Annotated in this window: 19 protein-coding genes and 2 pseudogenes; 12 read left to right on the top strand and 9 right to left on the bottom strand. The window is 67.2% G+C overall.

The features are described 5' to 3' along the window. Positions 1-104 precede the first annotated feature (104 nt). Positions 105-989 (bottom strand): alpha/beta fold hydrolase, encoded by an 885-nt coding sequence (locus Prubr_RS09170; protein ID WP_212823814.1) that lies wholly within the window; start codon positions 987-989, stop codon positions 105-107. A gap of 236 nt (positions 990-1,225) precedes the next feature. Here Prubr_RS09170 and Prubr_RS09165 point away from each other — a divergent pair, with 236 nt between their 5' ends. The 3 genes and pseudogenes from Prubr_RS09165 to Prubr_RS09155 all read left to right on the top strand — a co-directional run. Continuing rightward, positions 1,226-1,717, top strand: a complete 492-nt coding sequence (locus tag Prubr_RS09165) for a hypothetical protein (protein ID WP_212823812.1) — start codon at positions 1,226-1,228, stop codon at positions 1,715-1,717. Between the two features lie 457 nt (positions 1,718-2,174). Beyond that, positions 2,175-3,422, top strand: coding sequence for an IS256 family transposase (locus tag Prubr_RS09160; RefSeq protein WP_212817026.1), 1,248 nt, complete (start codon positions 2,175-2,177; stop codon positions 3,420-3,422). Between the two features lie 65 nt (positions 3,423-3,487). Then, positions 3,488-3,952 (top strand): annotated as a pseudogene (locus Prubr_RS09155) (DinB family protein); the annotation flags it as partial. A 561-nt stretch (positions 3,953-4,513) separates the two neighbouring features. On the opposite strand, the gene Prubr_RS38155 reads toward Prubr_RS09155, so the two are convergent. From Prubr_RS38155 to Prubr_RS09145, 3 genes and pseudogenes are all read right to left on the bottom strand, one after another. Continuing rightward, a complete protein-coding gene (locus Prubr_RS38155; RefSeq protein WP_425518087.1) occupies positions 4,514-4,684 on the bottom strand; it encodes a hypothetical protein in 171 nt (56 codons plus the stop codon). A 50-nt stretch (positions 4,685-4,734) separates the two neighbouring features. After that, a pseudogene (locus Prubr_RS38150) lies at positions 4,735-4,785 on the bottom strand (hypothetical protein); the annotation flags it as partial. 245 nt (positions 4,786-5,030) lie between these two features. Then, the gene (locus Prubr_RS09145) at positions 5,031-6,452 is read right to left on the bottom strand and encodes a WGR domain-containing protein (RefSeq protein ID WP_212823808.1); all 1,422 of its coding nucleotides are present in this window, start codon (positions 6,450-6,452) and stop codon (positions 5,031-5,033) included. 322 nt (positions 6,453-6,774) lie between these two features. On the opposite strand from Prubr_RS09145, the gene Prubr_RS09140 reads away from it, so the two are divergent. After that, positions 6,775-6,960, top strand: a complete 186-nt coding sequence (locus tag Prubr_RS09140) for a hypothetical protein (protein WP_212823806.1) — start codon at positions 6,775-6,777, stop codon at positions 6,958-6,960. 153 nt (positions 6,961-7,113) lie between these two features. Here Prubr_RS09140 and istB read toward each other — a convergent pair whose 3' ends face one another. The 3 genes from istB to Prubr_RS09125 form a co-directional block, all read right to left on the bottom strand. Beyond that, positions 7,114-7,905: an IS21-like element helper ATPase IstB gene (gene istB, locus Prubr_RS09135; protein ID WP_212817391.1), complete on the bottom strand. Its 792-nt coding sequence runs from the start codon at positions 7,903-7,905 to the stop codon at positions 7,114-7,116. Beyond that, entirely contained in the window at positions 7,902-9,404 is a 1,503-nt protein-coding gene (istA, locus tag Prubr_RS09130; RefSeq protein WP_212823804.1) for an IS21 family transposase, read from the bottom strand. Before istA ends, istB begins: the two co-directional genes overlap by 4 nt. A gap of 443 nt (positions 9,405-9,847) precedes the next feature. Beyond that, positions 9,848-10,234, bottom strand: coding sequence for a hypothetical protein (locus tag Prubr_RS09125; protein ID WP_212823802.1), 387 nt, complete (start codon positions 10,232-10,234; stop codon positions 9,848-9,850). Between the two features lie 124 nt (positions 10,235-10,358). On the opposite strand from Prubr_RS09125, the gene Prubr_RS09120 reads away from it, so the two are divergent. From Prubr_RS09120 to Prubr_RS36760, 3 genes are all read left to right on the top strand, one after another. Continuing rightward, on the top strand, positions 10,359-10,769 hold the full coding sequence (locus Prubr_RS09120) for an Imm1 family immunity protein (protein ID WP_212823799.1): 411 nt from the start codon (positions 10,359-10,361) through the stop codon (positions 10,767-10,769). Positions 10,770-10,878: 109 nt separating this feature from the next. Beyond that, entirely contained in the window at positions 10,879-12,096 is a 1,218-nt protein-coding gene (locus Prubr_RS09115; protein ID WP_212823796.1) for a hypothetical protein, read from the top strand. Positions 12,097-12,287: 191 nt separating this feature from the next. Next, entirely contained in the window at positions 12,288-13,007 is a 720-nt protein-coding gene (locus Prubr_RS36760; RefSeq protein ID WP_246568481.1) for an SMI1/KNR4 family protein, read from the top strand. On the opposite strand, the gene Prubr_RS09105 is transcribed toward Prubr_RS36760, so the two are convergent. Beyond that, a complete protein-coding gene (locus Prubr_RS09105) occupies positions 12,963-14,054 on the bottom strand; it encodes an IS630 family transposase (RefSeq protein WP_212823794.1) in 1,092 nt (363 codons plus the stop codon). The genes Prubr_RS36760 and Prubr_RS09105 overlap by 45 nt on opposite strands. A gap of 128 nt (positions 14,055-14,182) precedes the next feature. Here Prubr_RS09105 and Prubr_RS09100 point away from each other — a divergent pair, with 128 nt between their 5' ends. Then, complete coding sequence (locus tag Prubr_RS09100; RefSeq protein WP_212823779.1) at positions 14,183-14,497, top strand: hypothetical protein; 315 nt, start codon at positions 14,183-14,185, stop codon at positions 14,495-14,497. Positions 14,498-14,580: 83 nt separating this feature from the next. Continuing rightward, positions 14,581-15,702: an IS630 family transposase gene (locus Prubr_RS09095; RefSeq protein WP_246568479.1), complete on the top strand. Its 1,122-nt coding sequence runs from the start codon at positions 14,581-14,583 to the stop codon at positions 15,700-15,702. A 202-nt stretch (positions 15,703-15,904) separates the two neighbouring features. Here the strand turns inward: Prubr_RS09095 and Prubr_RS09090 are convergent, their stop codons facing one another. Continuing rightward, complete coding sequence (locus Prubr_RS09090; RefSeq protein WP_212823770.1) at positions 15,905-16,438, bottom strand: SUKH-4 family immunity protein; 534 nt, start codon at positions 16,436-16,438, stop codon at positions 15,905-15,907. A 219-nt stretch (positions 16,439-16,657) separates the two neighbouring features. On the opposite strand from Prubr_RS09090, the gene ybiA reads away from it, so the two are divergent. The 3 genes from ybiA (at position 16,658) to Prubr_RS09075 (ending at position 21,603) form a co-directional block, all read left to right on the top strand. Then, entirely contained in the window at positions 16,658-17,140 is a 483-nt protein-coding gene (gene ybiA, locus Prubr_RS09085; protein ID WP_212823768.1) for a riboflavin biosynthesis intermediates N-glycosidase, read from the top strand. A gap of 320 nt (positions 17,141-17,460) precedes the next feature. Further along, positions 17,461-20,340: a hypothetical protein gene (locus Prubr_RS09080; RefSeq protein WP_212823766.1), complete on the top strand. Its 2,880-nt coding sequence runs from the start codon at positions 17,461-17,463 to the stop codon at positions 20,338-20,340. A 393-nt stretch (positions 20,341-20,733) separates the two neighbouring features. Then, a complete protein-coding gene (locus Prubr_RS09075) occupies positions 20,734-21,603 on the top strand; it encodes an adenylate/guanylate cyclase domain-containing protein (protein WP_212823751.1) in 870 nt (289 codons plus the stop codon). Positions 21,604-21,759 lie beyond the last annotated feature (156 nt).

The following is a 21,759-nucleotide window of genomic DNA, read 5'->3' as shown; positions in this document are numbered from 1 at the left end:
CCGCCATCAACCGGTGCACCTGTTCGCCGGGATGGGCCGAGCCGGGCCCGTACGGATGCCACCGACGGCGAGAGCGCGCCGGAGTCGAATCGCCAGAGCCGCAGCTATTGCCATGCCTTGAGCAGGGCCGCCAACACCTCAGGCCGGTGTGAATCACCCACCGCCAGGTGGCCCTCGTCCGGGATGACGACGAGTTCGGCGTTGGCGATCCGTTCGGCAAACCAACGCCCGTACGCCACGGGACAGACTTCGTCCGCATCCCCGTACCAGAGCAAGGTCGGGGCTTCAATGGCGTGCAGGTCGACGTCCCAGCCGGCACCGAGGGCGAGTCCGTCGAACACCGCGCCTTCGGTGCCTTCCAGCACCTCGCGCATGGCGTCGGCCATGATCGCCCGGTAGGTGTCGTCAGGAGCCAGCGGATCGTCGCCGAGCCATGCATCCAGACGGGCGTCACCGTCGAGTTCGCGCAGACCCGCCTGCCAGACGTTTTCGACGAGGTCGCGCATGCCGGCACGGGCACCGGCCAGGTCGCCTTCGTCCAGGCGAGCCAGGCACGCCCGTTCCGCTGGCTCCGTCGACGGGGCGGCAAGCTCCCGCCATGGTCCGGAGCCGGCGACCACGCCGAGAGCCCGTACTCGCCGGGGATCGACAGCCGCAGCTGCCACAGCGAAAGGTCCGCCCCCCGACGAACCGACCACGGCGTACTGCTCAAGCCCGAGCAGGGTAGCGAGGGCAGCAACGTCGCGGCCTGCTACCGAAAGGGTTGGTCGACCCATGATCGCGGTCGAACCGCCGTAGCCTGGCCGGCTCACGCTGATAAGTCGGACCCCGGCCACGGCCGCCGCCGGGTGCCACAACTTCCCCATGATCCGCGTGTTCGGGCTTCCCGGCTGAAAGAAGACCGGCAGGCCCGACGGATCGCCCCCATCGAAATACTCGACAACTCGGCCATCGGGCAGCGTCAGGCTTGCCTCATCCCCGGCGGTCATGACCACACGATAGTTGGGGGCATCGCTCAGGGATCTTGGTGTGCGGTCGGACGGCGACGAAGAACATCGCTAGATTCAAGGCTCACGGACCATGCCCCACGAGGGCAGTTCCCCCTCGGAGATCCCCTGTGAACGAACCCGACCTCCGCGCTTTGAAACCTGGCGAGCCATCGGCGACGAACGCCGCTGATCCAGTCTTCCCGCCACGGCGCGGCCGTGTCGTCGTCGGAGTTCTCGTGGCCGCCGTACTGCTGACGCTGACCGCTGCGGCAGTCCGGACGACCCGCTGGTGGGGCTGCAACTTCACTCCCGGCGACCAGGTCGCCGCGGTAACGGCCTACCAGAAGGATCCGGCATTCTCGCTGACGCCGCCGAACGGCCAGCTGATCGAGGAGACGTCCAAGACGCGCGCCTGTGACTACCGGCCGGGTTCACGGGAACGGGAAGAGTCGGCAGGACCGGAGTTCGCGACCGTCTGGCGTCAGTACACCGTGGATCGCCCATACACGTTGGACGAGCTCATCGCTCTTGCCGGCCCCGACGTCGAGGCGGCTGGCTGGCATTTCGTACACCAGGGAGACTCTGGCCTCCCCCTCCTGCGCTACTGCAAGACGATCAACAGGGTAACCGCCCGGCTGGAGGTGTTCAGCCTGGCCGACGGCACACCCGACCACGCCGCCACCTTCACCGTCCTCATCGACGGTCGCCCGGACAACGCAGACTGCTAGCGAACATCGTCGCCATGCAGCCCCACTGCGGGCCGACGTACAACACCCGTCGGCACGACAGCAAGAGCGCGCGTCGACCGAGGCGGCCAGCCATGCCACTCTCCAGCGAGGGTCCCACGGAAAATGAGGGATGCCGAGCGCTTTGTCCAGGTGTTGATCTTGCTGACGACACGCGCACAGTGGCTCCGCGCATGAGGAAGACTGGCGGGCATGGCTGACCTGGGCGAGGCAAAGGCTGCGCTGCACTACTACCTCAACGCCACTCGCGGAGACCTGATCTGGAAGCTCGACGGGCTGAGCGAACGCGAAGCCAGACTGCCCCGTACCGCGACCGGCAACGGTCACGTCCACGGGAGTGGTGTACGACGGTCGGGTCCTTGACTCGCCCGTAACGAGATGAACGGCCATCGGATTGATCCTTCAGAGACCGACCAAGATCTTGAAGGAGACCGCACCGATGACCGCATTAGAGAGTGTGAACCCTGCCGACCTGCTACGCCAGCAACTGGCCGAGGGTGGCCCGGACGTGTTGGCGGCGATGGTGACCGCGTTCGCGAACGCGTTGATGTCCGCCGACGCCGACGCGGTCTGCGGGGCCGACTACGGCCAGCGCAGCCCGGAGCGGACGAACTCGCGTAACGGCTACCGGGCCCGACAGTGGGACACCCGGGCCGGAACGGTCGAGCTGGCGGTGCCGAAACTGCGTCACGGCTCGTACTTCCCGGACTGGCTGCTGGAACACCGACGCCGCGCCGAGCAGGCCCTGGTGACGGTCGTGGCCACCTCGTACCTGCTCGGGGTGTCGACCCGCAGGGTCGAGAAACTCGCCGAGCAGCTCGGCGTCACCAGGTTGTCGAAGTCGCAGGTGTCACAGATGGCGCAGCACCTCGACGCCCAGGTCGAGGCGTTCCGAAGCCGGCCCCTGGACTCCGCCCACTACACGTTCGTGGCGTTGGACGCGCTGACGATGAAGGTCCGCGAGGACGGCCGCACGGTCAACGTCGCCTGCCTGGTAGCGGTCGGCGTCAACGCCGACGGCCACCGCGAGGTCCTCGGCCTCGACGTGTGCGCCAGCGAGGACGGCGCCGGCTGGATCGCGTTCCTCCGCGGCCTGACCGCCCGCGGCCTCAAAGGCGTCCGCCTGGTCATCTCCGACGCCCACCGCGGCCTCGTCGACGCGATCGGCTCCGCCCTACCCGGCGCGTCCTGGCAACGCTGCCGCACCCACTACCTACGCAACCTGCTCACCAAGGTCCCCAAAAGCGCCCAACCATGGGTGGCGACCATGGTCCGCACCATCTTCGACCAGCCCGACCCTGGCGAGGTCCGCGCCCAGTACGCCCGCGTCGTCGACACCATCAACGCCAAGTACCCCACCGCCGCCGAACACCTCGACCAGGCCCGCGAGGACCTACTCGCCTTCACCAACTTCCCACACGAGATCTGGCGCCAGATCTGGTCCAACAACCCACAGGAACGGCTGAACAAGGAAATCCGACGCCGCACCGACGTCGTCGGGATCTTCCCCAACAGAGCCGCCGTCATCCGCCTCGTCGGAGCCGTCCTGGCCGAACAGACCGACGAATGGACCGAACAACGCCGCTACATCGGGCCCGAACTCCTCACCAAAGCCCGCCAGGAAACCCCCGAAGACCAACAACCCGACGCCGTGCCGCAACCCAAACCCGCACTGACCACCGCATAAGCTCATCCCAGGATCAACCGGTGGCCGTCAGCTCATACACCACCACCGTGGACGTGACCCCGGCAAACAACATGTTGGGAGTGCTCAAGCACTGCCTCAATGTCGAAGCCGCCTACTTCGGGCCCACCTTTGGGCGCGAGTTCCCGACGCCTGAGGAACTGGTCCCCCTGCAGGCGTTCGAGGAGGACCCGCAGGCCGACTGGTACGCGAGGGAGGACGAGACGAAGGAAGGACTGATCGACCTGTATCGCCGGGTCGGGATGTTCGCGGATCAGACGATCGAACAGTTGCCGCTCGACGCGCCGGGACGGGTGTCGTGGTGGCGGCCAGATGGCCAGACCGTGACGCTGCAGCAGATCATCCTCCACGTGACCTGCGACCTCGCTCGCCACGCCGGGCACGCCGACATCATGCGCGAGCAGCACGACACGGCGATCGGTCTGCGGCGGGAGAACACCAACATCCCCGACGGCTACGACTGGCCGGCGTATGTCGACAAGCTGACCAAGCTGGCGGACCGCTTCGGATAGCCGTCGGTGCAGTCAATGAGTTCAGCATCCGACTTCGGCCGGAAGAGGGCGTATCGGGCCTCGAAAAGTTGAAGATGGAGCGAACTGGGCAGCCTGGATCGCCGGGGGCGCGGATGTTGTAGGCGGCTGGATGGTCATGGCCGCAGGGTGATCGGCAGGTAGAGCAGTGAAGGGAGCCTGGGCGTTTCACCCAGGCAGCGGCGCCGGCCGACGGGATGCTCGTTCCCGCATCCGCAACGATGATGGAGGACAAGCGCCCTGGCCAGTGGGTGCGCTGGTCGGCCGGGGTCGCGTTCGTCGCGAGAGTGGTGGCCAGCGGGGCGGCGAGCATCGCGGCAGCCCACCCGTGCCTCGGGAAAGGGGCATGCCGCATGGCCGACGGTGACGAACGGCTTGATTGCAGCGATGACCCCAATGCGGCAGTGATCTTGGATCCGTACGCGGGGGCAGGTCCACCCCGCCGAGTCCTTTGCTGGAACCGCTGAGCAGTGGAAGCAGTTCGGTGACGTCGTGGCGGTTGCCTCCGGTCAGCGACACGGCAAGAGGGATCCCGGCCCTCGGTCAGGACGTGGTGCTTCGAGCCCGGGCGGGCGCGGTCGACCGGGCCCGGGCCACTTCTGGGCCGCGTCGGGCGGCCCGCACGTGCGGGGAGTCGATGACGGCACGGGACCAGTCCAGCTTGCCGGCCGCCTGCAGCTCTGCCAGCAGCAACTCGTGCAGGCGCTGCCACACCCCGCCCGGTTCCACTCCTCCAGGCGCCGCCAGCAGGTCATCCCGGACCCGAACCCCAGCTCCCGGGGCAGGGACTCCCACTGGATACCGGTGTGCAGCACGAACAGGATCCCGCACAGCGAGGGTCCACCGGCCGTCGGGCTCGTCGGCCGGCACGACCTGGATGCTGCTGCCCCAGCTATTCATCCAGGGCCGGTTCACGGTGCCGATCGGGGCCGTTCTCCCTTCCGGCCGGGAGGCAGCCGACGTACCGAGGGCTGATTCCTCAGCCCTCGGTCATTTCCCGCGTTGGTGGGGCCGTCGCGCGATGGCAGCCGGCAGGTTCGAGGGGCTTGGGTCCTTGGTGTCACCGCAGGCGGCGGATGTCGCCGTGTGCGCGGTAGAAGCCGCCCCGGCCGGCCTCGCGGATGTCGGTGACCAGGTAGCGTGCCCCGGGCTCGCGGATGCCCTTGGGGAACTGCACCGACCAGTCCCGGTGGTAGCCGGTGCTGAGCACGTGCACGCGTAGCCGGCCGCCCTCCTCCACGCACTCCACCATCACGCCGTTGCTGGCGTCGGCGACCACCTCGACCTGGGTCACCGGAGCCGGCTCCGGCATCCGGGTGGGGGCCTTGACGTCGACCACGTCGGGCACGTTGCCCTGCTCGGCCGCCCTGATCGCCGGCTCGCTGGCGTCGATGCAGGCGAGCTGGCCGCTGGTGGTCACCACGTAGAGCCGCTGGTCGTGGTACTGCATCGAGTACGCCGAGCCGCAGCCGGTGCCGAGCTTCCACAGCCGGGTGCCGTCAGCGGCGAAGCAGTAGATCGAGGACTGGCTGTCGCCGGCGAAGACGTACCGGCCGTCCTCGGCGGTGGCGCAGGAGAAGACCGGCGCGTCGGCGCGGTACGTCTGGGCGGCGCGGCCGTTCTTGCCGATCCGGACCACCTCGCGGGTCGCGGTGCCGGCGAAGACGGCGTCGCGCTCCTGCCAGCCGAACAGCACCGAGCCGGTACGGGTGTGCCACTGCTCCTGTCCGGTGCGCCAGTCGTACCGGCTGACGCCGGTGGAGTCGCCGTGGTAGACGGCGTCGGTGTCGCAGCGGACCATCCAGGCCGAGTTGCCGCGCCCACCCCGGCGCCAGAGGAACTCGTCCTCGTGGTCGATGGCGGCGATGCCGCCGTCGGCGTCCGAGACCCCGAGTACGCCGTCGTGGATGTCCAGCCAGTAGATGTCGATGTCGGGGGCGATGGCGTACGCCACCCGGGGGATCTTGCCGGAGAGGTCGTAGACGTTGCCGTCATCGCAGCCGGCGTAGATCCAGGCGTCGTCGGCGACGATGCACTTGACCCCGTCGGGGAGGCGGACCTGGTCCAGAACTCGGGCGTCGTGGTCAAGCGTGGTGATCACACCGCGCTCGTTGCCCACCATGCAGGTGCGTCCGTCGATGAAGATGCCGAACGCGGGGGCGCCGGAGTTGTACCGCCAGAGCACCGGGGCGGTGCGGGCGGTCGAGCGGGTGCTGACGATCTGCCGCCGGGAGACGGACCGCTTCTGGCGCACGCCGCGCACCGCCGGGGCGTACCCCTTGCGGACCTTCTCGCCGATCTTCTTCGCGGCAGCGGCCCGCGCCCGCGCATTGTCGGGGTAGCCGGTGGTCTTCACCTGGCCCTGGTCGCCGATCCGACCGTAGCTCACGGTCAGGGTGGTGTCGTCGACCACCACCTCGTAGAACTTGTGCGCTCCACCGTCCGCTTCGGACAGCTCGAGGTAGGTCGTCTCCTGCGACATGAGGGTCCTCCGAGGGGGTCGGCACCGACCCTGACCGGGTGGCGTACCCACGCTAACCGCTCCCACCGACAAGATCCGCACCTCGGCCTTCGCCTGAGGCGCGGGTCGAGCGGCAGGCCACCACCGGACCTTGGCCAGGCCTTGCCGACATCAGTAACGTCGGATATCTCGGGATGTCCATGGGGATTCGGATCGGTCTGCCCCTGGCGGCGGCGATGGGTGACCGGCAGCGGTGTGCGGTCTTCGGCAAGTTCGGGCTTCGGCAGGGCTCGGGCGCGCACGAGGGCCTGGACGCGCCGCAGCCCGACGGGGCACCGCCCCGGTGCTCTTCCACGTTCAGCGGCACGACGAGGTCTTCCCCAGAGACGGCCAGTTGGCGCTGTTCGACCTGCTCGGGTCGCCGGACAAGGAACTGGCGGGCTATCCCGGCGGACACGCCGAGACCAGGCCCACGGCTGTCGGCCGGTGGCGCGAGTTCGTCTCCCGCCGCCTGGCCCGGAGCACCTGAACCTGCCGGCCGCACAGCGGGCGCAGGTCGCACCGCTCTGATGTCAATGGCCATTGAGATCGCCCCGTAGGCGGCCAGTAGTTGTTCCCGCTGGCGGCCATGGTTTCTCCCCGCTGGCGGCCAGATGAGTTCCCCGCCGCGGGTGGTGCTGGGTCAGTGCAGGGCTTTGACGCCTTGCCCGGCGGTGGCTTGGTTGAAGCGGTAGCTGTCACCCTGGGTCACGACGACGTGGGCGTGGTGCAGGAGCCGGTCGACGGTGGCGGTGGCCAGGGTTTTGGGCATGATTTCGTCGAAGCCGGACGGGTGCAGGTTCGAGCTGACGGCGAGGCTGCGGCGTTCGTAGGCGGCGTCGACGAGGCGGTAGAAGCCTTCGGCGGCGTCCGGTGAGACCGGCAGCAGTCCGATGTCGTCGATGATGATCAGGTCGGTGCGGATCAGCCGGCTCATCGCCCGGGTGACCGAGTCGTCGGGGCGGTGCCGGCGGACCATGACGCCGAGGTCTTCGATGGTGAACCAGGCGACGGTCATGCCGGCCTCGACCGCGGCTTGGCCGAGGGCCTCGCAGAAGTGGCTCTTCCCGGTGCCCGACGGCCCGCAGATCGACAGGTTCTCCTTGCGCTGGACCCATTCCAGGCTGCGTAACGCGTCCTGGGTCGGCCGCGGGATCGAGGACGCCTGTTCGTCCCAGTCGCCGAAGGTTTTGCCGGACGGGAACGCGGCGCGTTTGCGGCGGGTCCGCAGGTTGGCCTGGTCACGGCCGGCGGCTTCCTCGGCGAGCAGGACCCGAACGACCTCGGCCGGGTCCCAGCGTTGCGCTTTCGCGGTCGGGACCAGGTCGGCCATGGCCCGGCGCAGGTGCGGCAGTTTCAGCCGGCGGGTCAGCTCGATCGCTTCGGTCAGGGGGTCACCGGCGGTGCCGGTGACCCGCAGTGGGGTGGTGGTCACTGTTCTCCAGTCGTCGTGCCGAACGTGGACCAGGCAGAAGTGCCTGGTTGCAGGCTGTGGGTCTCGCTTGCGCGGGTCGGGGCGGCGTCGTCGTCGCGCTGGTGGGCGAGCAGACGCAGCAGGTCGTTGTCGGCGAACCGGCCGGCCAGGGCGGCGGTGCCCAGGGCTCGGTCGACGTCGGCCAGGCCGTGCAGTTTGGCGAGGGCGACGGCTTCGGTCATCTTGCGACGGACCCCACGAACCCCTGCCGCGGCGGCTTCGACCAGCCAGGCCGCGGCGCCAGGGCCGAGGGCCAGGAACGCGGCCTCCTCAGCGGTGCGGGCCCGCGGCACCCGCTCGTCGGTGTCGGCCTGGCGGGACCTCGGCGGATAGTGTTCGTCGACGATCGACGGACGCCCGGGCTGGGCCCGCTCATGGCGGGCGACCTCGGTCGGGCCGGTGTCGGTGACGGCGGTGACGATGAGCTCGTCGCCGTGGAAGCGGGCCCAGACCCGGGTGTCGACCAGATGGTGCGGGACCGAGTAGCGCACGCCCTCGACGGAGATGGTGCAGTCCCAGTTCACCCGGCGGGTGGTGCCGAACGCGACCGTGAACGGCGCAGCGGGCAGCGGGTGCAGACGCTGTTGCTCTTCGAGGAGGGCTTCGGCCGGGCGGCGGCGGGTGTCGCGGTGGATCCGGGTGTTGACCTGGTCGGTGAAATCGCGGCAGGCCGCCTCGAGGTCGGCGAACTTTCGGTACTGCTCAAGCAGGTTCGTGCTGGTCGGAACCAGGTCGGCCTTGGCGATCTTCACGGTGTTCTCGGCGCCGCCCTTGGACTGCGGGTCCGCCGGCACGCAGGTGCGGATCGTCGTCCCGTAATGCCGGGCGACCTGCACGATCTCCGGGTTGCGGACCGCGATGTCCGCGATGTGCTCGACCGTGATCGTCTTCTCGTTGTCGGTCAGCACGTAGGCCGGGACCCCGCCGAGCCGGCGCAGGGTCGCGTCCAGACAGGCCACGATCGTCGGCAGCGTCTTGTCCAGCACCGGGATCACGACCCTGAACCGTGACCAGGGCAGCCACGCGCACCACAACGTGGTCCGCCGCCCGCCGATGCGCGGTCCCTCGCCCCAGTCGAACTGCATCCAAAGTCCCGGCTCGGGAATCCAAGGCCGGAACACCCGCCGCTGGCCGGCCTGCCAGGACTTCTTCACCGCGGCGACCGCCCGGCGGGTGGTGCGTTCCCCGCCGGCGAAGCCCATCGCGGTGATCCGCCGGTGCACCACGTCGGCGCGGATCCGGCCACCGGAGCGGGCCACCAGTTCCTCGATCTTGTCCATGAAGTCGTCGATCGGCCGGGACCGCTGCGCACGCTCTTCGGGGCTGCGGCCCTCCGCCCGCAGCTTCACATACCGGGCCACGGTGTGGTGGTCGCACCCGGCCAGCTCGGCCGCCGCACGGTAACTACCCGTGAGGTCGTAGGCCTCCAAGATTTCCACGATCTCCCTGCCGCTCTTCACGCCGCCGACCCTCGCCGACCGGCATCCGATGGTGATCAGCGGGGAGATATCTGGCCGTCCACGGGGAGAACCCTGGCCATCAGCGGGGCGGTAAATGGCCGCCTATGGGGATCATTCACTGGCCGCGGACACTCTGAAGACGATACGTGGCAGGTGGCTTTGTCGGTCAGTTCGAGCACCGCCCGTCAGCCACCTTCAGCGCCACTGAACCGCCCGGCAATCATTGAGTGTCAAGCCGTGAAGGGGGCCCGTCCAGTACGCCCAAGGCCGCCGACGTCTTCACGCCGATGATCGCGTCCGTGCCCGACTCTGGGATCGCGACAAGGTTGCGGTGATAGCGACAGAGGCTGGCTGATATCGACGTTTACCTTGGCCGGATCGACGGAGGGCGGGACTCGTACTCCCGGCCCGATTGGAACTGTTTCCGGTGGCGAGGGGTTGGTCTACGTGTCCGCCCACGGATCTCCGTTCAACGTCAGGTTGTCGCGCCATCCTCGATCGGACTCCGGGCTGCCGCCGGGGGTGTCGGGCAGCCAGGTGTGGTCGTAGCCGATGCTGTCCCAGCAGCTGCGCATCCACGCCCTGCGTGGCGCGGAGGCTGTCCGCCAACTCCACTCCAGGCCCTCGTGGATGCGGGACCGGCGCGCGGGATCGAGCCATGCCGGGAGGTTGTGGCACAGGTCGGCCAGAATCCACGCCCGGTGCATCCGATGTCGTTCGGGCACGTCTTCGCGCAGCGGCGCGAGTTCGTGCCGGATCAGCAGCATGGCCTCCCGAAGCAGGCACGCCACCGCCTCCTCCGTCGCCTCCTGCGTCGGTCGATCCACCATCAGTCCTCCTGTATCGGTTCGGTTGATGCACGTGTACTCGTACGCGATCCGCCATGGCCTCCGGAGCCGATGACGGGCAGGTGCGGCACCGGCATACCTACTCTGGACGCGGGGAGGCGATCGCATGAGGGTGACCTGGGCCTACGACTGTGGGGACCACCGGGACACCCACGAGGTCGACACCACCGACCCGACAGCATTTGACCGTCTGCTCCGGCAGATCCACGAGCGAGACGAACCCGTCGTGGTCACCATCTACGACGAACCCACCGGCGACACCGACGACCTGCCACCCGGCGTCCAGATCGGCCTAGGCCACGCCACCCACGCCTTCATCGTCCACATCACCGACGATGGCGGTTACGACACCGACCCCGGCGTTCCCGCGCCAGCCACCGCGATCTCCTTCGACCTCGGCGGAGTGCCCACCGAGTACCCCGCCGAGAATCTCCGTCTCCGCCCCGAAACCGCGATCCAGAAGGCGGTCGCATTCTTGCGAGCCGGAGGTAGCCCGGTATCGCCGCCACCCGCCTGAGCCTGTCAACGCCAGGACTGGTGCACCCTTGTTACCCGTGCCGTCGTAGACGGAAGCCGGTCCGGCCTAGGCCTGCCCTGTCGCGTGCCGATGGATTACGGTTCGGTTGATGTCAGACGAGGTCGATCATGATGCGGTCGCCTGGGCGCGTGCACTGTTGGTCGGACGCCGGGCGTCCACCCAGGACATTGTTCGGGCGTACCGGGTCCTGGCGGCATGGGATCCGCGTGCGTACGCGTTGAAGCTGACGAGGGCACTATACGAGCACAGTTGGCATGCCGGTACGGAGCGGCTCGGCCTGCTCGAGGAGGCGGTGGCCGTAGGGCGTTCGGTCCCACTGACATCCACGCGGGACATCGACGTGTTCGCGGAGGTGCTCGACAGCTACCAGTTCGCGCTGTATGAGGCGGGGCGGCGGACCGACGGTTTCGAGGTGTCCGAAGAGCTGGGGGCGTTGAGCCGGCGTGGCAGCGGCAGCCGGTACCGACTCGACGTGTGGGCGCGTTGCCTGGCCGAGGCCGGCCGGCATGCCGAGGCAGCCGATGTCTGCGCGGAGTTGACGGCCGTGTCGCGCCAGCGTGATGCCACCGCATGGAGCGGTGAGCTGTGGGGGTTTGTCAGCGCCATCGCTCAAGCGCATGCGGCCGGGCGCACGGCACGGGCACACGAGGGCTTGGCCGAGGTGATCGAGGTCGAGCGCGGGTACGTCGAGCACGCTGACGCGTCGGAGCGAGTGCTGCTGTACCTGCTGATGTACCAGGCGTGGATGCTGCGTACCGATGGCCGTATGCGGGCGGCAGTCGCCGTGGACCGGGACGCGGTCGCGTTCCTGGGCAGGATCGTGCGGGCCGGCGGGGAACGCAAGGTGTGGAGCGGCTACCAGTCGACGCTGTGGACCACGCTGCTGGCCGCGTCCAGTGTCGCGAGCGAGCGGAGCGTTGACGGCCCGCTGCCGCCGTTCGGTTGGAGCATCACCGACTGGTCACCTGACCTGCGGGACGCCTACTGCGCCGGGATTGCCGCGATCACCGAGGCGACCAACGCCCTGACCGGCCTGCCGACCGTCGCCCGAGTTCATCGCCAGGTGGCGGTACGCACGGCCGTTCGCCACGAATGGAGGTCCGGCACCAGGTGGGCACAACGGTGCCGACCCGCGTTCGACGACAGCGTCGAGGTTGCGCGCCGCTGCCACGACGCCGGTGCCGTCGAAGGCTCGGCGCTGTTGGCGCAAGCCCTCACCGACCGGGCCGGCCTGGCCGCCGCTGACGGCCGCTTCGAGGCGGCCCTGAACGATCTGACCGAAGCAACACACCTGCACGGCCAGTGATCACCAGGTTAACGAGACGCGAGAGCAACCTCGGAGCCGTGCGCCTGGTGGCACGGGCTGATGACCGATTCTGCCGCAGAGTGCCTAGCACGGGTGCGGCGGCGGCCGCAGGGGCTGCGGGGCCGACGGCCTAACTCATCGACTCGTCGAGCTGTGGCAACGCTCGGACAGATACCGCCAGAATAGTCGCCGTGGCCGACCATGATCACAAAACGATCGCGATTGAGGCTCCGCAGCCTGATATCGGCAGCCCTGACGCCGTCACTCTGTGGCGGCCCGTCGGGCAGGCTGAACTGGATCTTGTCGCGGCGTCGGGGTGGCGGGCGTGGCCGCATGCACCGGAGCAGCCGGCCTTCTCCGCCGTACTCAACCGTCAGTACGCCTCGAAGATCAGCCGGGAGCGGAAGGTGCCAGCGGAAGGTGTCGGCTACGTGGCCCAGTTCGCCGTCGAGCGGTCGTTCCTGGAGCATTACGAGATCCGCCACGCCAACCGCTGCGACGAACGGGAGTACCTGATCCCGGCCGCGGAGGTCGCCGATCTCAATGCCCACATCATTGGCGCGATCACCGAAGAAGCCGACTACCGTGGGCCGGTGAGCGACTCGGAGTTCACCGAGGCCGAAGCGGCCCTGGGCCGGCCTCTGCCTGGGGCATGGCGCAGCTACCTTCAGGGCCAGTCGTGGTTTAGGCGAGGGTGGATGACCACCGGGGCATACGTGTGGCTCAACACGCCACGCGAGATGCTCGAGCTGCATCAGGTGTGGGACGAGAGCACCGACGCACATCCTGCCATCGCGATCATCGGCGGTGACGGCTCCCGCGAACAACTCGTGCTCGACCTACGCGGCGACCCCGCGCCGGTACTGCTAGTGTCCTGCGCCAGAAATTCGCCTACAAAATCGGGCGAGTGATTCGAGGATCTCTTCGGCGGTCTTGGTCCAGATGAATGGGCGTGGGTTGTTGTTCCAGTCGGTGATCCACGCTCGGATGTCGGCTTCGAGGGACCGGACGCTTTTGTGGGCGCCGCGGCGGATCTTCTGTTCGGTGAGGTAGCCGAACCAGCGTTCGACCTGGTTGATCCAGGACGAGCCGGTCGGGGTGAAGTGCATGTGGAAGCGGGGGTGCCGGGCGAGCCAGGCCCGGATGGCCGGGGTCTTGTGGGTGCCGTAGTTGTCGCAGATCAGGTGGATGTCGAGGTCGGTGGGCACGGTCTTGTCGATCGTGGTCAGGAACTTGCGGAACTCGGTGGCGCGGTGCTGGCGGTGGAGTTGGCCGATCACGGTGCCGTCGGCGATGTTGAACGCGGCGAACAGGCTGGTGATGCCGTTGCGGTGGTAGTCGTGGGTGCGGCGTTCGGGCATGCCGGGCATCATCGGCAGGACCGGTTGCGAGCGGTCCAGTGCCTGGATCTGGGATTTCTCGTCCACGCAGAGGACCACGGCCCGTTCGGGCGGGTTGTGGTACAGGCCGACGACGTCGACGACCTTCTCGATGAACTGCGGGTCGGTGGACAGCTTGAACGTGTCGGCCCGGTGGGGTTTGAGGCCGAAGTCCCGCCAGATCCGCCCGATCGTCGACTTCGACAGCCCGGACCGCTCTGCCATCGATTTGCGGGACCAGTGTGTGGCGTTGCGGGGGGTCTGTTCCAGGGTCGTCACCACGACGTCCTCGACCCGGTCCAGAGCGATCGAGGGCGGGCGGCCCGGCCGCTGCTCGTCGATCAGGCCGTCCAGCCGCAGCTTCAGGAACCGCCGCCGCCACTTACCCACAGTGGACAGATGGACGCCCAACTCCGTTGCGACGTCGACGTTCGAGGCGCCCTCGGCACACGCCAGGATGATCCGTGAACGCATCGCCAACACCTGCGACGACTTCGCCCGCCGTGACCAACGCGTCAACGTCGCGCGCTCTTCGTCCGTCAGCGTCAACGGCGGGGTCGGCCGCCCGGTTCTCGGCATCCCCGCAGCTTACACCCACTTATAAGGCGAATTTCTGGCGCAGGACACTAGTGCTGCGACCGGAAAGGTTGACCGGGTTGAGGTCGCACTGCACCGCGTCGCCTGCGTGCCCTGGCAGGATCTGCCGCATGTTCGAGGAGAAGCTCGACGCACTGTCGCAGATGGTGGCCGAGCACATGGCCATGCCGTTCCCGCCGAGCTTCCGCGGCCTGGACATCGAGGGCCAGGACATGGTGCTGCTCGATGCGGACGCCTACGGCTACGCTTCCAGCGCCCTCAAGGACCCGCTCGATGAGCAGCGTCGTGCGGGCTTTCTGAGGCTCACAGCGGTGTTCGAGACCGTTCTCCCGGCGATCGACGACGAGTACGCGACCAAGTACTACACGCGCGTGCGCGACATGGTCGTGCTGGCCGCCGAAGTCGAGACCCTGCGCGGCAAGTAGGCCTTTGACCGGGAAGGCTCGCCGGGGTGGCGGTCGGGGCTGTTGGATGTGCGATGACGTCCGTTCCGACGGCTGGAGGTGCGGTGGCCGAGCCTGTTCGTGTACGCAGCCTGACCGACCAGGAAGGGCAGAAACTGCAGCAGATCGTGCGCCGGGGCAGCACCAGTTCGGTGCGCTACCGGCGCGCGATGATGCTGCTGGCCTCGGCGGGCGGGAACCGGGTCCCGGTGATCGCCCAACTGGTGCAGGCCGACGAGGACACCGTCCGTGACGTGGTCCACCGGTTCAACGAGATCGGTCTGGCCTGCCTGGACCCTCAGTGGGCGGGAGGCCGTCCCCGCCTGCTCAGCCCTGACGACGAGGATTTCGTCATCCAGACGGCCACTACCCGCCCGATGAAGCTTGGCCAGCCCTTCACTCGCTGGTCCACCCGCAAACTCGCCGCCTGCCTGCGGAAAGTTCACGGCCGCGTGATCCGCATCGGCCGCGAGGCATTACGCCGCCTCCTCGCTCGCCGTGGCATCACCTTCCAGCGCACCAAGACCTGGAAGGAATCACCCGACCCCGACCGCGATGCCAAGCTCGACCGCATCGAGGAGGTCCTGGACCGCTTCCCCGCCCGGGTCTTCGCCTTCGACGAGTTCGGCCCGCTCGGCATCCGTCCCACCGCCGGCTCGGGTTGGGCTGCCGCCAGCCACCCCGAGCGACACCCGGCGACTTGTCACCGCACCCACGGTGTCCGGTACTTTCACGGCTGCTACTCGGTCGGCGACGACACCCTGTGGGGCGTCAACCGCCGCAAGGAAGGGGCCGCGAACACCCTGGCCGCACTGAAGTCCATCCGAGCCGCCCGACCCGACGGCGCCCCCATCTACGTGATCTTGGATAACCTGTCCGCCCACAAAGGTCAGAAAATCCGCTACTGGGCCAAGAAACACCGGGTCGAGCTGTGTTTCACGCCCACCTACGCCTCCTGGGCCAACCCGATCGAGGCCCACTTCGGACCCCTGCGGCAGTTCACCATTGCCAATTCCAACCACCGCAACCACACCGTCCAGACCCAGGCCCTGCACGCCTACCTGCGCTGGCGCAACACCAACGCCCGCCACCCCGACGTTTTGGCCGCCCAACGTCGCGAACGAGCCCGCATCCGCAGCGAGAAGGGCATCCGCTGGGGCGGACGCCCACTCACCGCGGCGGCCTGACCAACCCGGCGAACGTATGCGGTCAGAGCACTAGTCAACATCACCAGCAATGGGTGGGGCAGCGGGATCAGGCAGGCCAACGACGTCGGTCAACTCATCGATCGCATCGAGACCGGCGACTTCGCGTTCAACTTCGAAGAACAGTGAGGACCTCGGCGCGCAGCGTTGCTCGGTCGGCAGCAAAAGAGGACGTCTGCATCGATCAGTAGAGCCACCGGTCGAGCACTGCGGGCCAGAAGTGGGTTGCGTGGTCGCCGTCCGCGATCGCGGGCGGGTCAAGAGCTCTGGTCCGGTCCAGCAGGTCGGCGATCTCCGCGAGTGCCTCCTGGTCGGCCTGGCCGTCTTCGTCCCAGCGGTCGATGACGGGCGAGCTGTTCAGCCAGTTACCAACCATGTGCAGCGAACACAGCCAGTGGGTGATCGTTGAGTTGATGAACTGAGTGCTGCCGTCCGACGACCATGCCCGCACCTCGCCTGTCCCCGGTGCGGCACCGTACACCCAGTCCGGGTCGTCGGAGTTCGCCAACCGGTACATCGTCGGCAGTGCATGGAATGACACCGCGCTTACAAGGTCATCGATCAGCGGTGCGCCACAGGAGACCAGCGCTGCCCTTTGCGGCTCGGGAAGCCGCCACGTCGCCACGTCCAGTTCGGTGGCACGCACCACCCGGCCAGCACCAGCCCAGGCCGTGACCGCTTCGAACGCGGGAGGCAACGGGAGATCATCAACAGGCACGCCAATGAGGGTAGTCCGGGCAAGGTTCCATGCACCCAGGTTCGTGTAGCGGCCAGGAGTCCGGTCATCAACACGTTCGGACACCAGCGATCGGCGCTGATGTCACCGTCGGTGACGAGCGCTTTGCGGCAGATCCGGATGGTGGCCAGCGAACTCGGTTGCCGCTCTGTCGATGCCTGTGACACGGTGCAGATCCCCGACCCCCGCTCCTAGGCCCAGATGACGATCCACTTCTACGGTGCCGACGAGGTTCCGTACGGTTGCCTCTCCAACTTCTCCGGCCACGGCTTCGACCTCGACGGCCACTGGTGGACGACCTCCGAGCACTATTTCCAGGCCCAGAAGTTCCCCGGCACCCGCCACGCCGAACTCATCCGGCGGACGGCGACCCCGTTGCGGGCCGCCGAGCTGGGCCGCGACCGGTCCCGGCCGCTGCGCCGCGACTGGGAACGGGTCAAAGACGACATGATGCGCCGGGCCCTGACGGCCAAGTTCACCGCCCACGCCGACATCCGCGCCATCCTGTTGGACACCGGCGACGAGGAGATCGTCGAGGACACCAGCACTGACCACCACTGGGGACGCGGCCGGAGTGGCACCGGCAAGAACATGCTCGGACGGATCTTGATACGCACCCGCACCCAGCTACGCGCCGACCTCACCCAGAACGCCAACACCCAGGGCCGCCGACAGCGGCGATAGCACTGAGCACAACCATCGCGAACTCGCCGTCCGCGGCATGTGAGGACGTCAGACAACGTCTCCGAAGGATTCTTCTCCGGGACGCCAACACATCCAACACCCGTCCGTGAAGCCGGTTACCAGGGCAATCTCTGGTACGGCCGATCAGCGAACGGCGTCGGCCGAGTGCCGTTGCAGTGCTAGCCCATTAACAGCCGCGCTCAGCTCAACCAAAAGCATGGTCATGTCGCACCCCCGCCGGAGTACGGACCGCAGCCTCCGCCGAGGGGCGCTCCGCTCCACCTACGTGATTGGTTGCGGGTACACGCTAAGATCATCCAGTGCCACGCAGCTACACCGATCGAACGCTGAAGCTCCTCTTTGGCACGGCGGCTCACTGCGCGTACCCCGGGTGCGCGAGCCCGATCATCTTCGAGGACCGAGGTCTGCTGACCCCGACGGCGCAAATCGCGCACATCCGGTCCGAGTCGCCCGAAGGGCCGCGCCACGACCCGGCATATACGGGCGACATCAATGGCTTCGAGAATTTGCTTCTCCTCTGCGGCGTGCATCACCCTCCGGTTGACCAGCACGAATCGGCCTACACGATCGAGGAACTGCTGGAGTGGAAAGAGCAGCAGAAACGCCAGGGTGACCGCTTTGTGCGCGACGCGGACCTCGCAGCGATCGCGCGGCGCATTAACGGGGTTCCGCCAGTCACGTCGGACGCGGTGCTTCGCGGTCCGATCGCCCATCTGGGTGAGGCGGAGCGGCTTCAGCAGGCAGAAGAGCGAGTGGCCGAGTCTCCTTTGGAGGCGGCTTCGCTGTTCGCCGAGGTGGCGTCGAAACTCGAGGCCTCGCCGTTCGCCCGGCATGCGATCCTGCTCCGGACTCGCCAGTGCGAGGCGCTCGAATCCGGCGGCGACTTCGAATCTGCTGCCGCCCTGCGCCTCAACCTGGGATGGGTTCTCCACACCTACGGAAACTCGTTCGCCGTGGCCGAGCACATACGCAAACTGGACAGCAATCACCAACACCTTTCCGAGTCGATCCTCCGGTCAATCAGCGCGCTTTCCTACGTCGCTGCATTCGGTTACGAGCATTCCGTGGATATCGATCACGTCGCTTCTGCTTTTGATGCGCTCCAGAGTACTGACATGAAATATCTCGAATGTGCATTGATGCTCGCGGAACAATGCATCGTGTGGCGCCGCGCCGATCTCTTGACCACGCGGACGGACCGCCTGCGTGATGCTGCTCTGACGACTCCTCTCGACGATCACCACCTGACGATCCGCGCGCGCATTCTGATGTGCCTCGCCGAAGCGGCCGACGACTGGAGTCAGCTTGACGGCGCTAGAGGGCACTATCCACCGAACGCCGTCGCATGGATCGCCACTCGTCATGCGCGGCATCTGGCGATCAAGGGGCGGACGGACGAAGCGCTCCGGCGATGGCAGGACGCCATCGACGTGGCGGTCCAGGTCGGACTCAACGACTCCGCCGCGTCCTGGCTCTACGCCACGGTCGGGGTCGCGAGGCAGAACTTCGGCCCGCAACTGAAGGCGGCGGACACTCATCTGGTCGCACAGGCGCTCAAGGTCGGCGGCAGCGGCTCGGTGCTGCCAGAGCCGCAGCCGTACGCCTCACGGGCGACGTCCAACATCCTCGACAAGCGGTGGCCCGACGCTCGGCACAACCTGCACCAGCACCTCTCCTATGCGGTACTGGGCGCCGACTGGCAGGAAGAGTTCCTGGCACACCAGCGGTTCGGGGACCTGTACACCGAAACCGGACAATGGACCGAGGCGATCAGGCACTACATTTACGGCAGCTACTGGCAGAAGTTGAAGGCCCTGGTCGGCCGGTTGCCCGACGAGCCGCTCGACTTCCATCCACCGTCGGACGATCAGCCGACCTGGGAACGCGCGGCGTCCTTCCGCTTTGCATCGGTGGCCGCCGGGCTCATTCCGGAGGAGGCGGCCCGGGAGTGGGCAAGCGCGTCGTATCGCGAGCTCACCACGAAGGAGTTCTCGCGCTCACCCAACAACACGTGGGGGCCCGCCTTTGGAGCGTTCGCCGGAACCTGCGGCGCCGCATCGCTGGAAGAGGCAGAAGGATTCCTTAACCTGGCGCAGGACCACCTATCCGAATCGACGCCCGACTCGGTCTTCGCGTTCTATGAGGAATACATCACGGCAGCGGTTGACATTGCCGAAAGTCACCCTTTGCTGAGCGCCCGGGTGATTGACGCTCTGTGCGATGCCGTGCTGCTAAACAATCATATTGCCGACTACGCGTCCGACAAAGGAGAGCTTCTCTTCCGTTCGAACCCACCACGCGTTTCGGAGCGCCTGGCGTCAGCGGCCTCAGAGGGGAATCGGTATGCCGCTCTCACGCTCGTGCTCGCCGGTAGCGACGTCGAGCCGGTATTGGCGGTTGCTCGCTCTAGCTTCGAGCGCGACTCGCAGCCCTTCGTGTTCAACCCTAGCGTTACCACCTTCGGCACGGCACTGAAGGAAACCGCCCTGCTGGTACGGACTCTTGACGACACGGACCGGACTACCTTCACCGATGCAATGCTGGACAGGGTGGCCGAGGTGCGCGATGCCGCCGAAAATCGTTCCGATGCCCTCAGAGCGATTCTGTACCTCGCTCCCACGTTGCCGGCGGCGACGCGGTCCGCGACGTTCGACGCGCTGATGAACTTCGTCCGGGAGCCGACGGAGAGCTTGGTCGCGTTCGGGATCGACAACGGCCCGTTCGCCCGCTTCAAGGTCACCGGTGGCACGCCGCCGCTGGCGGCTCTCGCCTTGCGCGTCGCGGCCGCCCTCGCGACCACCCAGGAGCAGTTTACGCAGGTGCAGGAGCTGGCGATCTCCCTGATGTATGGGGCACGGGACACCGACTGGCTGCACATCGCGCACGCACTGATCGCTCTCCCAGTGGAGGCCCTCCAGATCGACCTCCCGGTTTTCGCCGCGCATCCCAATAAGGCGCCCCGAGCCTTCGCCGCGCGCGTGTGGGTGCGCGCACCCAGCCAGTGGCCCGACCTAGGCGTCAAACTGGCGAAGGACCCAGAGCCAGCCGTCAGATATGCGCTGGCCAGCTCCCTGAACGACAGCCCCGAGCACGACGAGGTCCGGCACCTGCTCCAGGCCGACCACCGAAGGCTGATCGCCCGAACCGCAAGAGCCCAAGCTGGTCGCCCCAGGGCCTGACGCCGGATTTCGTAGCGGGGTGGGTGGGTTCTGACCGCTGACGGTCTGGCCGAGCGCCCAGATGGCCTCCTGATGCTGGCGGGTCAGCCCCTTGATTGCAGACGCATGATCACCTCTACGGCGGATCGAGACGGCCGGGCCGCCGGTCGCCGTGTCGTCGTGAGCCTGACGCGATCCGCCACAAGGTGACAGCGCGAATCAAGCAGATGTGTATGACGGATGACCGGCTGCCCGCTACCATCACTGGCGGCGGCGACCGACCAGCCACCATTACCGATGAAAAGCGACAGGTGGCCGCACCTCGCGGCGGAGATAGCAATGCATGGCGAGGTGTGGCGGAGGTAACGCGCTGCGGATCGACCGCAGAGGCTATCGACTGCTTACGCTTTTGACATGCCGATCGAACAGCGCTTCCACTCGCTTGAGGACTTCCTCGCCTCAACAATGAGTCATGTCGACGGCGTCCTTGACGACGGCTGGGGCTTCAAGTTCCCGGTCAAGGGACGCGAGATCGAGGCGACAGTGCTATTCGCTGATATCACTAGTTTTTCGACTCGCACCCTTGCCATGAGCCCAGCGGCCACGTTGGTGTATGTTCAGAACTTCTTCGCATGGATCACAGCCGAAGCTCTCCACGGCCGGCCAGGCATCGTCGACAAGTACATCGGCGATGAGGTCATGGTCATCTTCTCGCAGGAGTTCGGCTCTGAGGACCCACTCACCGACGCTGTACGGGCAGCAGCGGCGATGAGCAGGCATGATGTACATGCTTACCGTCCACATATCGGCATCGCTTCGGGCCGCGTCATCGTGGGGTACGCCGGCACCGCGCTGCGCTATAACGTATCGGTGTTTGGGGCTCCGGTCGCGCTCGCGGCTCGCTGTGCGGCGGTGAAACCGTCCGACCCGGAAAAGATCATGTCGTCGACAATCGTCATGCCAGCCTCCGACTGGAGTGAGCGTGACCTCAATGACGTGCTGCCGCCGCGGTGGTTCGAGCAGAGCGACGGCACAAAAGAGTTCGATTGGCAACCATTCGAGCTCTTGGACGAGCGGAGTGTACTAATGAAGGGTGTCGGTGAGGTCACGATCCGCGAGATCCACAACGGCGGGATGCACTTCCCAACCCGCTCAGCTGAGGACCGCGCACTCCATTCGCTGCGGTCACTGCGCGCCAACAACCGGTACTGGCCGCGCTGGGAAGTGCCTCAGTCAAGCAAGGGCGAGTCCTCGCCTGTCCACGCGCTCGGGCTACCGGAGTAATGCTGCCATGGCAACCTGATGTTTCCTTGACTGCTGCAACCGCTCAATCAAACTGGGGGATTTCGTATTCGGCACCGCTTGTGCCCACACGACTGGCAAGATCGAGTGCCCTCATCTCGGCTACTTGTTTCATTGACCTGCGACCGTTGCCCGGCC

Source organism: Polymorphospora rubra, from assembly GCF_018324255.1.
In the GTDB taxonomy this organism is placed as follows: domain Bacteria; phylum Actinomycetota; class Actinomycetes; order Mycobacteriales; family Micromonosporaceae; genus Polymorphospora; species Polymorphospora rubra.
Note: the sequence above shows the minus strand (reverse complement) of the source record. Positions and strands in the feature narration are given on the sequence as shown.